Here is a 12,283-nt window from a genome sequence, read left to right as displayed (position 1 = left end):
ATGGCGGCCCGGGCCCCTTTTGTTATTGCCGGCAACGAAATAAAAGCCGGTACCCGGCAAACGGTGGAGATACCTGTTGCCAAACTGTACACCCATACGCCGCTCTACATCCCTGTTGAAGTGGTGCATGGCCGTCGCAGTGGCCCGGTCCTGATGGTGTGCGGTGCCATTCACGGGGATGAAATCAACGGAGTGGAGATCGTACGGCGGGTGCTGACCAATTCCGCCCTGCGTCACCTGCGGGGCACCCTGGTAGCGGTTCCTATTGTTAACATCTTCGGCTTTGTGCAACGAACCCGTTACCTGCCGGACCGCCGTGACCTCAACCGCTGTTTCCCGGGCACTGAGTCCGGCTCGTTGGGCGGGCGCATTGCTTATCTGCTGCGCACGCAGATTATGGAAAACGTGTCTCATATTATCGACCTGCACACGGGAGCCATACACCGGTTCAACCTGCCGCAGATCCGCGCCGAACTGAAAAACCCGGAAACCATCCGCATGGCGGAAGCGTTTGGCGCACCAATCATCATCAATGCCAGCTTGCGGGAAGGCAGCCTTCGGGCCTACGCTGATTCCCAGGATATTCCGGTGGTCACCTTTGAAGGCGGTGAAGCCCTGCGGTTTGACGATGTGGTGATTTCCAGTGGCGTGAAAGGGGTGATCCGGGTGATGCGGGAACTGGAAATGATACCCGCAAAGAAAGGCCCCAAGCCGCCAAGAAAACGTTCGGAGACCGCCGCCAACTCCCAGTGGGTAAGAACGGACACAGATGGCATCATGCGCCCGGTGGCAAGCCTGGGCCAGAAGGTTCGCAAGGGCCAGAAACTGGCTATGGTAGCGGACCCGTTCGGCGAGTCTGAAACGGCTGTGCTTTCACCCTGTTCCGGCATCGTTATCTGTGTCAACAACCTGCCCCTGGTGAACGAGGGCGAGGCGATCTATCACATTGCCCGGTTCGACGAGCTCAACGAAGCGGAGAAAGCCATGGACTACTTCCGCAGCAGCTACGAAGGGGATATGGGCGATGATGTGGTTCCCGTTCACCCCTGGGACGACCGCCAGAAATAACCACGAGGCTAGCTATGATCTGGGATCAGACCTTTATCGAACTGGCACCCCTGCCGAGGGGCTTTCATTTGGTCACCAACGAAATCCTGGCACAGGCACCTGCGTTGCAGAATTGTCAGGTTGGTCTGCTGCATCTGTTCATCCAGCATACGTCCGCTTCCCTGGCGATCAACGAAAACGCTGATCCGGACGTTCGCGGCGACCTGGAGCGGCATTTTAATGTAATGGTACCTGAGAACGCCCCCCACTATGAGCACACCATGGAAGGCCCCGATGACATGCCGGCCCATATCAAGAGTGTGCTGGTAGGTCCGTCGCTGACGATCCCGGTGAACGACAGCCACCTTGCGCTGGGCACCTGGCAGGGGATCTACCTTTGTGAGCACAGGGACAGGGCCAGTGGTCGGAAAATTGTGGCTACTTTGCAGGGGCGGTGGTAGAGCCTTCGGCTACTGTTTCTGGGAAGCTGGGTCAACGGGCTCGTATCTGAAACTGTTTCTGCCGCTGCCCTTGACCATGTAAAGGGCCCGGTCCGCGGCCCTGATCAGATCGCCCATTTCAAGATCGCTGTGGGGCACCACCGATGAAATTCCGATACTGACGGTGAGGAATGGTTCGACCGGGCTGCAATCGTGCTCAATCTTCTCGGCAATGATCTGCTCGCGAATCGATGCGGCGATCGCCATGGCGTCATCAGCACCGGTCCCCGGAAGCACCAGCAGAAATTCCTCGCCGCCGTATCGTGCGGCCATGTCGGATTTCCGCTGCATGGCATCCGCCAGAATCTTCGCAACACGTTTCAGGGATTTATCACCTGCCTGGTGCCCATACCGGTCGTTGTAGAGTTTGAAATGGTCGATATCGACAAGCATGATGGTGAGCGGGTCACCAGTCCGGCACAGTATCTCCCAAGCTTGCTCCAGCTTCTTTTCAAGAGCCAGTCGGTTTGATAGGCCGGTGAGAGGGTCATGCTCCGACAGCCGTTTCAACTCTGCGTTGGCCCTCTCGATCATCTCCAGCATGGAGTTGAACTCCCGTGACAGGGCCCCGATTTCATCGTTGTTTCTGATGTTGGCCCGCAGGGAGTAGTCCATGGCATTGGATATACCTGAGATGTCAGCCTTCAGGCCCATGATCGGCTTTATGATGATCCACCGGAAAAGTGCCAGTAACGCCACTGCGAGAATGGTGCACAACAGAACGAGCAGAGCGACTCCGTAGAAGGTGATGTCTCTGCCCAGTTCGGTGATGCTGCGAGGCAGGATTGCCGTTGCCCTCAGACTTGGTGTGCCATCAATGCTGTAGATTCTGGAGGCAGAAAGAGCGCGCCGGTTGATGGCTTCCAGTGTGTAGTTGTCCGGGGACGCCGTAGCGTCGGTTTTCGACACCGGTTGGATGCTGAAGTCCTGGACAATCTGTTCTGAAAGTTCGCTGATCAGCTCGTCGTCCAGAAACTGGCCGAACAACACATAGCCCTTGCGCGGCCCGGAGCCGTCGCTTCGCACGATTGGTCGCATGGCAAAGAGGACCGGAATGCCGCCGACCACGACGATGCCGCTGGTTTTCTGGTCATCAATATCATCTTCAGGATCAATCCGCTCAGCGAATCCCTTCGTTGCCGACAGAACTTCATCAAGGTAGCTATCCGTCAGATCGACGTATCCGCCGTCTGAAGGAAAGTCGAAAACCCTGCCCCAGACCGGTTCCTGGTCAAGGTTCAGAAACAGTGCAACATCGAACCCGAAGTTAAGGAATGTGTCCGGATAAAGATTGGAATCGATGTACTCCTGACGGCCGCTTTGTATGAAGGTGTAGGTGTCATTCCATGCCGACCAGTCGTATACCGTGAGATCGATGGTCTTTCGCTGTGCATCCAGCCGCCGAACCACACGGTCTATATTATTCTGGGCGTAATCAACCTCAATCTCTTGAAAGGCAGGGTAGACAATGCTGCGCTGGATATAAAAGGCGGAAAGTGAGAGCAGGATGCCCATCAGCAGAATCATTACGGTGGTTTTCGCGGAAATTGACATTGCATTCGGCCTTGATACGCGGGCTGTTCCGGCGTGTGCTGGGATAACCCTCAACATTGAGGCGGACCCATTTATAGTGTGAACAGTAACCTTCCCCTATGGAAGGTGTTGGACAAGATTTGACAGTCTTGGCTTTGGCGCTGGCTTACAACGCTGAGCGAGTTTCCATCTTGGCCAATCCCCACCCATTGCAGGATTCCGGCGGGTGGGATTCTACCCATTCTGAAGCTCCTGAACCCCGATCAATTCAAAAGGTTGCTGTTTTAAAAGCAGTTTTCAAACCTGGTCTGCTCCTTGCTCCCTACTTATGACACCGAAGCCTGTCGAGCTTCGATCAATACCCAACAAACACAATGAAATCGGGAGCATCCAGTATGAAAACCTCAGCCGTAATGGCATTGGCATTTGCCTCCACTGTCACCAGCTCTGTTGTTGCCCAGGATCGGTCGGAGTGGCCGAGTAACTTTACCGTGGGAACTGCCAGCCAGGGTGGAACCTATTTTGCGTATGGGTCCGGATGGGCCAATTTTGTCGCCGACAATCTCGACGTGTCGGGCGGTGCTGAAATCACTGGCGGCCCGATGCAGAACATGGCGCTGGTTCATACCGGCGATCTGAAATTCGGGCTCACCACCATGGGGCCGGCACAGGAATCCATTGATGGTTCCAGCCCGCTGGCACCGGGCATGAAAATGGATAACGCGTGTGCGATGTTTCCCATGTATGAAACGCCATTTTCTGTTACTGCACTGAGTAGTTCCGGCATCACATCGATTTCTGACATCCCGGATGGCGCTACCATCGGCTTCGGGCCAGCCGGCTCCACATCCGACACCTACTTTCCCCGCATCATGGAAACCCTCGGTGTTGATTTCGAACGCCGCAACGGTAGCTGGTCCGACCTGGGCGGCCAGTTGCAGGACGGTCTCATTGATGTGGTGGCTTTCGCCGCCGGCATTCCCATTCCGGCAGTCAGTCAACTGGAAGTACAGACTGATGTGACCATTATCGGTATGACGAAGGAAGAGGCAAAGAAGGTGACCGAGGAGTTCCCGGTGTCCGAGTTCATGATTCCGGCCAGTACCTACCAGTCACTGAGTGAGCCATCCCGTGTGGTTTCCATGTGGAACTTCGCCATCGCGAACTGTGATGTACCGGAAAGTTTTGTGTACGAAATCACCAGGCTGACCATGGAGAACAACGACAAAATGGTCTCCATCCACAAGGCGGCCCAGAATTCCGTGCCCGAGAACTACACCAAAAACCAGGTGTTGCCATGGCATCCGGGAGCCGCTCGCTGGTTTAACGAGAATGGATACACGATCGAAGAAGCCAACATCGCGCAGTAATCATCGTGTTTGATGAAGGGCCACGACAGTGGCCCTTCGGAGTCCAGCCGGCAAATGGCCGGCCCCGTTTTCTCGCAAGCAGGGTCTATCATGACTGACAAACAACACACCGAACATCATCCCGCGCCAGAAGCCGAGGACGACCATATTCTGGCCCACGATGTTGACCAGGAGCCGGTCGAGGAGAACCGCCGGTTATTTGAAGGCAGCGTGGCAAAGCTTGTGTCGGTACTGGCAATTGCTTATTCGGCCTTCCATCTGTATAGCCTGAACATCGCACCACTGGAAACCTGGTCCTTCCGGATCGTCCATATTGCAGGCGCCCTTGTACTTGGGTTCATCCTGTTCGCCGGCGCCCGCTTTGTATCCACTGGAGAAGTTTCCGCGCGCCACCGCTGGGCCAAGTGGGTCAGCACCCTGGCTCTGGCGCCGGCGTTGTACGCCCTCTATCAGACGTTTTCGTTCCATCAGATCATTCTTGATGGCACGCTGCGTATTCCGGTTAACCTGGAAACCTGGCATTTCGGCTGGCCGCTGCTCGCTGCAACCGGTGTGGGCATTGTGATGAGCTGGTTTTACCAGACTGGCCGTTCGCGTTTCAGCATGCCGGATCTGGTGCTGATTGTATGCTCGGTGGCGGTCGCTGCCTATTTCCTGGTGGTTTATAACACCTCCATGCGGATGTCCACGGGCACCTCCTTTGCGCCGGTCGGAATTTCATTCGCCGCTGTCGCCGGCACTGCATTGATCATGGAACTGACACGCCGGTTGACCGGGATGGCCCTGGTTGTTATCGGGCTGGCGTTCCTGGTGTATGTGTTCGCCGGTCCCCATCTGCCCGGCTTTCTTGGCTATCCTGGCCTGTCGGTGCAGCGGTTCTTCAGCCAGGTCTATACCGACGCCGGTATCCTTGGCCCCACCACGGCGGTTTCCTCCACATACATTATCCTGTTTATCGTTTTTGCGGCGTTCCTCCAGGCCTCCAAGGTTGGTGACTATTTCGTGAACTTTGCCTTCGCCGCAGCCGGGCGCACCCGTGGTGGTCCTGCGAAGGTGTCGATCTTTGCCTCTGGCCTGATGGGTATGATCAACGGCACCAGTGCCGGCAATGTGGTGTCCACCGGCTCGCTTACTATCCCGCTGATGAAGAAAGTTGGCTACAGCAAGCAGTCTGCCGGAGCCGTGGAAGCGGCCGCCTCCACCGGTGGACAGATTATGCCGCCGATCATGGGCGCCGGTGCCTTTATCATGGCCGAGATTACCGGCATTCCCTATACTGAAATTGCCATCGCGGCGATTATTCCGGCCATCCTGTATTTCGCGTCTGTCTACTTCATGGTGGACTTTGAAGCCGCTAAAACCGGCATGCGCGGCATGCGCGACGATGAATTGCCCCAACTCAAGAAGATGATCAAACAGTGCTATCTGTTTGTGCCAATCATTATTCTGATTGTGGCTCTTTTCATGGGCTATTCGGTGATACGGGCCGGTACATTGGCGACCGTTTCCGCGGCGGTTGTCAGCTGGTTCTCTCCCAACAAAATGGGCATTCGGAAGATACTGGAAGCGCTGGAAATTGCCTCCTATATGGCAATCCAGATCATTGTGGTATGTGCCGCAGCAGGCCTGATCGTGGGCGTTATCTCCCTGACAGGCGTGGGCGCGCGTTTTTCCGTGCTGTTGCTGGATGTGGCCGAGGCAAGTCAGTTGCTGGCACTGGTCTTCGCCATGTTCATATCCATTCTGCTGGGGATGGGGATGCCGACAACGGCAGCCTATGCGGTTGCTGCGTCGGTGGTCGCGCCGGGTCTGGTACAACTGGGTATTGACCCACTGACCGCACACTTCTTCGTGTTCTACTTCGCGGTTGTGTCGGCTATCACACCGCCGGTTGCCCTGGCGTCCTACGCGGCTGCGGGTATCTCCGGTGCGAATGCCATGGAAACATCGGTGGCGTCGTTCAGGATCGGTATTGCCGCATTCATTGTACCGTTCATGTTCTTCTACAACGGTGCCCTGTTGATGGATGCTGGCTGGTTTGATATCGCCCGTGCCCTGATAACCGCGCTCTTTGGTGTGTATATGTTGTCCGGCGGTGTAATGGGCTGGTTTGCCCGGGCGTCAGCCGGTGCGTTGGTTCGTTTTCTCCTCATAGCAGCTGCGTTGCTTATGATTGAAGGAGGATTGTGGACAGACCTGACAGGTATCGCTCTGGCGGTGATTGCGTTCCTTGCCCAGCGACCGCAAAGGCTTCGTCCCGCCAGTATCTGAATCCGTCAGGCCTGTAAGTCCGGGGCGGGATTGCCCTGCCCCGGACAGGGCTATACTCTAACGGCTTTCAGAGGTTTTCAGAGACCGGAGCGTATGCCCTACCGGATTATTGTTTTCCTTGTTTTCCTTGTCATCCTGGCCGCCTCATGGATGCTCGGCGGCTGGTACGGGTACCGACAGGTTGAACAGGAGAGCGTGGAAGAGTCGTTTCGTTATCGCCAACTCGTGGCTAACGAGCTGAATCGATATAAGCCAATACCGGAACTGATGGCCGAGCATCCATTGTTGGCACAAGCCCTTGCATCTCCCGGAAACCCCGGAGTTGTCCTCCGGGCCAATGACCAGATGCAGCGAATGGCGACCATTGTGGGCAGCTCAGACGTGTATCTGATGAATGCCTCCGGGACAACGATAGCGGCGAACAATTATGACCAGCCAGACAGTTTTGTCGGGCGTAATTTCGATTTCAGGCCCTATTTCCAGGACGCCATGAGGACCAGCGATTCAGCGATCTATTTTGCGCTGGGCACGACCTCCGGTGTTCGTGGGCTCTATTTTTCACACCCGGTTCGCAGCAATGAAGGCGAGACACTGGGTGTGATCGCCATGAAAATCCTTGTGGAGGAACTGGAGTCCCAATGGCATCGGCCGGGTGCGAGGAAAGAGGCTGAAATGGTGGTGCTGGATAACGCCGGGATCAGCTTCCTGGCCAGCCGGTCGCAATGGCTGTACCGGGACTTTTCCGGCAACGATCAGAAAGGCCCAGTCGAAAGAGCTTCGCAACGCTATCCGGATCGTGAACTCGATCCGGTTGCGTTCCAGATGGTTGAATCTCCCTGGGGAGTGTCTGATCAGGCCGGCCTGATACATATTCGCGGAGAGCAAAGGAATGGTGAGTATCTGACGGTTCGCACACCCTTGCCGCGCATGGACTGGACCCTGCAGGTCATGATGGGTACCCGCTCTGTGCTCTGGACCAGGCTGGGATTCCTGGCGGGCGGTATCGCAATGTTTATTGGTGGTCTGCTGGCAGCGCTTTACCTGCGTGAGCGCTATCGCCGTGAGGCAGAGTTGGCGCTGAGGGGGCAGCAGCTCGAACGTAGCGTAGCCCGTCGAACCGCGGACCTGGAGCGCTCGAACCAGCAGTTGTTGCAGGAGATCCGTGAGCGCGAGCGAACTCAGAACGAGCTTCGGGAAACCCAGCAGGAACTGATTCAGGCTGCAAAGCTGGCGGTTCTCGGCCAGATGTCTGCGGGGTTGAACCACGAGATCAACCAGCCGCTGACGGCCATACAGACATACGCCAGAAACAGTCGCCGCTTCCTTGAGAAGGGTTCCGGAGATATGGTGGACGCCAACCTTGTTGAAATCAGCGCACTCTGCGACAAGATGGCTGAACTCACCCGCCAGTTCAAGGTTTTCGCCCGCAAATCCGAGGGCCCCCCGTCCGAGGTGGATCTGCGCCAACCGGTGGATGCCTCGCTGAAGATCATCAAAGCCCAGAATAACAGCTCCGGTATTGATATCCGCTGGAACCGCCCGGAGCAGCCGGTAATGTGCCATGGCGATCTGATCAGGATTGAGCAGGTAATGGTGAATCTCCTGGCCAATGCCGTTCAGGCGGTGGATGGGGCCGCTCACCCGGAAATCACTATTGATATTGATGAAGCCGGTGATAGCTGGCGGTGCACGGTACGCGATAATGGTTCCGGGCTTCCGGGCAACAGCGAACAGATCTTTGAGCCCTTTTTCACGACCAAGTCTGTGAAGCAGGGTCTTGGGCTGGGGCTATCCATATCGCGTCAGATAGTGGATGCGTTGGGCGGGAGCCTGACAGGACGCAATCGCAGCGACGGCCCGGGTGCGGAATTTGTGTTAACTCTTAAAAAGCGGGAGGCCACGGAATGAGCGATGTATCAGTGATCTTTGTGGATGACGACCCGCACATACGTCAGGCAATCGCCCAGACACTCACCCTGGAAGATATGCCGGTAGCGTGTTTTGAGGATGCGCCATCGTGCCTGGAGAAAATTACGCCGGAGTTTAATGGCGTCGTGTTGTGTGACTACAACATGCCGGGCATGGATGGCCTGGAACTGCTTGACCGGGTAAGGGCTGTGGATGAGGCCATACCCGTGATTATTCTTACAGGTCAGGGGGACATCAGCACTGCCGTTACAGCCATGCAGCGCGGGGCTTATGATTTTATCGAAAAACCGTTTGACCATGACGAGCTGCTTGAACTGTTGCGTCACGCTCTGGAAAAGCGTCAGCTGGCGCAGGAAAACCGCCGTCTGAAAGCCCAGTTGAAACATCTGGCGCGGCCGGGACCCAGGATTCTGGGGGACTCCCCGAGCATGCAAAAGGTGATGGCGACTATCGATCCGATCCTGGATATATCCGCCAACATCCTCTTGCACGGCGAAACCGGATCCGGCAAGGACGCAATCGCTCGTTATATCCACGAGAACAGCCCTCGCAGCACCCACAACTTTGTTGCAATCAACTGTGGCGCCGTACCGGAACACCTGATCGAGAGTGAGCTTTTCGGCCACGAGGCCGGGGCTTTTACCGGCGCGGACAAGCGGCGCATTGGCAAAATCGAACACGCCCACAAGGGAACCCTGTTCCTGGATGAGCTGGAAAGTATGCCAATGGCGCTCCAGGTGAAGCTTCTGCGGGTGCTTGAGGAACAGCAGGTCGAACGTCTTGGCAGCAACCAGGTACAGGAGGTGGATGTCCGTATTATCGCAGCCACCAAGGCCGATCTGAAGGCGCTCAGTGATGAGGGTGAATTCCGCGCTGACCTCTATTACCGTCTGAACGTAGTCAAGGTGGATATTCCGCCATTGCGCGAGCGCAGGGAAGACATTCCCCTGCTGTTTCACCATTTCGTGTTGATTGCTGCGGCCCGCTATGACCGGGAAAGCATTCCACTGACTGCCAGCCAGGCAGCACGGTTGATGCAACACAGCTGGCCGGGCAACGTGCGGGAGCTACGCAACCTGGCGGAGCGTTACGTATTGCTGGGGCCCGCGGCGCTCGAGGAAGATGCCCCATCCGATACCACCAATGTGAGCGGGCGCCAGACCCTCTCCGAAATGATGGACGGGTTCGAACGTTCGGCCATCGTCAGTGCGCTGAATGCCTGTCATGGCAACATAAAGGATACGATGGTTCAGCTTGGCATCGCCCGGAAGACGCTTTACGACAAGATGAAAAAGCACGGACTGGATAAGGCGCAGTTCAAGGATTGAGCCACTACCCTGATTGGTGCACTAGATATGGTACCGCCTCTCCGGGCGCCCGACACTGCCGTAAGTCACTTCGGCAGTCAGTTCACCCATGCCGACCAGGAACTCGAGATAGCGACGGGCAGTGGTCCGTGATGCTCCCATGGCGTTGCCGACTTCCTCTGCACTCCATTGCTGTCCGGAGGAAACCACTTCGCGGATTTTATCCAGCGTAATGCTGTCGATGCCCTTGGGCAGCCTTTCCGGCTGCTTTGTGTGGGATGGCTCGCCAGAACTTCTGGGCAACAGGACATCAACTTCCTTTTGGGCAATCCGGACCAGGCCCGACAGGTGTCGCAGGTGGTCGCGATACCGGCTGACTGCTTCCTCGAGCCGCTCGAATACCAGTGGTTTGAGGATGTAGTCGAAGACGCCGCCTCGCAATGCACTCCTGAGAGATTCAACCTCCTTGGCAGCGGTGATGAGAATGACATCACTACTGCTATCCCTGGCCCTGAGCTCCCGGAGCAGTTCCAGACCGCTGCCATCGGGGAAGTAAATATCCAGAAGGATCAGGTCAGGTGCCATTACTTCAATGAGATCACGGGCATCTTCCAGGCTGTGGGCGATCCCGCACAGCTCCACATCCTCAAGCTTCTCGACAAACCGTCGCTGTATTTCTGCAATTTGCCGATCATCTTCAGCGATCAGGATCCGGATGGTGGTCACTGGTGATTCCTCCCTTTGGCCTTCTTGGGAAGGTAGAGTGTGAAGCGGGAGCCTTCCCCGGGGAGATCATCCACCGTGATGGACCCTCCCCAGTGATTCAGGAACTGGCGTACCAGGTGCAGCCCATAGCCATGCTCCGCACCCGGCTTTGTGCTCACGCCTTTTTCGAAAATTCTTTGCCGGGCGTCTTCGGGAATGCCGGGCCCCTGGTCCTGCACCTCGAAGATCAGTTCATGCCCAAGGTCAGTCATGGACAGCTGAACAATGCCACCTGCGCCAGTGTGCTGGCGTGTGGCTTCCAGGGCATTGTCGATCAGGTTGCCCAGAACGCTGACCAACTGGTCCCGGGGCAGGTCGGGGGGGATATCCGTCATGCGGCTTTCGGAATCAATGTGAAGCCGCAGGCCCATTTCCCGGGCCCGGTTGTATTTGCCCAGCAGGCAGCCAGCAATGACCGGGTCGGGGACAGCATCCAGCAGCAGGTGAATCAGCGCCTGGTGGTCGCTGACTTCGCTACCGATCAGGTTCAGCGCATCGTCGTAGGCTTCGATCTGGATCAGGCCGGCGATGGTGTGGAGCTTGTTGGAGTACTCGTGGGTCTGGCTTCTCAGGGTGTCAGCGTATTGTTGTATGCGGGTGAGCTGCCGGCTTACCTGGTCCACTTCGTCGCGAAGCCTGAAACTCGCCACCACACCGATGATATCCGTGCCCTGGCGGACAGGTAACCGGTTAACGATCATCTGCCGGTTTCGCAGCCAGACCTCCCGGTCAAAATCGGGAACGCCGGATTCAAGTACCGAAAGCAGGTCACTTTCCGGCAGCACGTCGAGAATTGGTTTGCCCGAAAGCGGGGTTTCTGGATCAATACCGAGGGTTTCCAGGGCTGTCCGGTTAAAGGTGGTAATCACGCCGTCCCGGTTGATGGCGATGATGCCTTCCCTGACCGACTGAAGTGTGGCGTCACGCTCCTGAAACAGGCGTGCGATTTCCTCCGGCTCCAGTCCGAATATGGCGCGCTTGAAACGGCCGGCAATCACCATGGCAATGAATATGCTGACCAGCAGGGTGAGGCCAACAACGCTGTACAGCACAAAACTGTAGCGCTTGATAATGGCATCCACCTGATCGACCCCATAGCCCACTGACACAATGCCGATGATATCTCCGGAATCCGGATCAATCACCGGTGCCTTGCCACGCATGGACTCGCCGAGGCTGCCCTTGGCTCTTGCCACATAGGCCTCGCCCTCCTTCAGGGCGCGCAGGCCCCAGTCGCCGTCGTCGTCCGCCATGGAACGGCCGATGCGGTCCGCGGTGGGATGTGCAAGCCTGATGCCGTAGTGGTCGCCAATAACAATGAAAAGGGCTTCGTTGGTCAGTGTCATACGGGTTGCCAGCCGGTTCAGTTCGTCGATGTCCCGCTGCTGCACGCCTTCAATGACTGAGGGGGCTGCCGCGACGGTTTTCGAGACCATAAGCGCCCGTTGTCCGATCTCATCAAACAGGGAGTCACTGAGGTAATAGCCGGCGAACACGCCGATCAGGATCGTCTGCACAGCGCTGACGCATCCGAGCGTGAGGATCATCCGGGTTTTCAGTC

The 12,283-nt window shown here is 56.8% G+C and carries 9 protein-coding genes; 6 read left to right on the top strand and 3 right to left on the bottom strand.

Annotated elements, in window-relative coordinates; all coding sequences use genetic code 11:
• A complete protein-coding gene (locus QPM17_RS05735; RefSeq protein ID WP_285389551.1) occupies positions 1-1,068 on the top strand; it encodes a succinylglutamate desuccinylase/aspartoacylase family protein in 1,068 nt (355 codons plus the stop codon).
• A gap of 14 nt (positions 1,069-1,082) precedes the next feature.
• Positions 1,083-1,508 (top strand): secondary thiamine-phosphate synthase enzyme YjbQ, encoded by a 426-nt coding sequence (locus QPM17_RS05730; protein ID WP_285389549.1) that lies wholly within the window; start codon positions 1,083-1,085, stop codon positions 1,506-1,508.
• Positions 1,509-1,517: 9 nt separating this feature from the next.
• Here the strand turns inward: QPM17_RS05730 and QPM17_RS05725 are convergent, their stop codons facing one another.
• On the bottom strand, positions 1,518-3,101 hold the full coding sequence (locus QPM17_RS05725) for a sensor domain-containing diguanylate cyclase (protein ID WP_285389547.1): 1,584 nt from the start codon (positions 3,099-3,101) through the stop codon (positions 1,518-1,520).
• A gap of 374 nt (positions 3,102-3,475) precedes the next feature.
• On the opposite strand from QPM17_RS05725, the gene QPM17_RS05720 reads away from it, so the two are divergent.
• The 4 genes from QPM17_RS05720 (at position 3,476) to QPM17_RS05705 (ending at position 9,978) form a co-directional block, all read left to right on the top strand.
• The gene (locus QPM17_RS05720) at positions 3,476-4,450 is read left to right on the top strand and encodes a TAXI family TRAP transporter solute-binding subunit (RefSeq protein ID WP_285389545.1); all 975 of its coding nucleotides are present in this window, start codon (positions 3,476-3,478) and stop codon (positions 4,448-4,450) included.
• 90 nt (positions 4,451-4,540) lie between these two features.
• Positions 4,541-6,721, top strand: a complete 2,181-nt coding sequence (locus QPM17_RS05715) for a TRAP transporter permease (protein WP_285389544.1) — start codon at positions 4,541-4,543, stop codon at positions 6,719-6,721.
• A gap of 93 nt (positions 6,722-6,814) precedes the next feature.
• Positions 6,815-8,629 (top strand): sensor histidine kinase, encoded by a 1,815-nt coding sequence (locus QPM17_RS05710; protein ID WP_285389542.1) that lies wholly within the window; start codon positions 6,815-6,817, stop codon positions 8,627-8,629.
• Positions 8,626-9,978: a sigma-54-dependent transcriptional regulator gene (locus QPM17_RS05705; RefSeq protein ID WP_285389541.1), complete on the top strand. Its 1,353-nt coding sequence runs from the start codon at positions 8,626-8,628 to the stop codon at positions 9,976-9,978. The genes QPM17_RS05710 and QPM17_RS05705 overlap by 4 nt, the downstream gene beginning before the upstream one ends.
• Positions 9,979-9,999: 21 nt before the next feature.
• On the opposite strand, the gene QPM17_RS05700 is transcribed toward QPM17_RS05705, so the two are convergent.
• Together QPM17_RS05700 and QPM17_RS05695 are read right to left on the bottom strand one after the other, a co-directional pair.
• Positions 10,000-10,683: a response regulator gene (locus QPM17_RS05700; RefSeq protein ID WP_285389540.1), complete on the bottom strand. Its 684-nt coding sequence runs from the start codon at positions 10,681-10,683 to the stop codon at positions 10,000-10,002.
• Entirely contained in the window at positions 10,680-12,269 is a 1,590-nt protein-coding gene (locus QPM17_RS05695) for an ATP-binding protein (RefSeq protein WP_285389537.1), read from the bottom strand. Before QPM17_RS05695 ends, QPM17_RS05700 begins: the two co-directional genes overlap by 4 nt.
• Positions 12,270-12,283: the final 14 nt, after the last annotated feature.

It is taken from the genome of Marinobacter azerbaijanicus (genome assembly GCF_030250645.1).
GTDB classification, from domain to species: domain Bacteria; phylum Pseudomonadota; class Gammaproteobacteria; order Pseudomonadales; family Oleiphilaceae; genus Marinobacter; species Marinobacter azerbaijanicus.
Note: the sequence above shows the minus strand (reverse complement) of the source record. Positions and strands in the feature narration are given on the sequence as shown.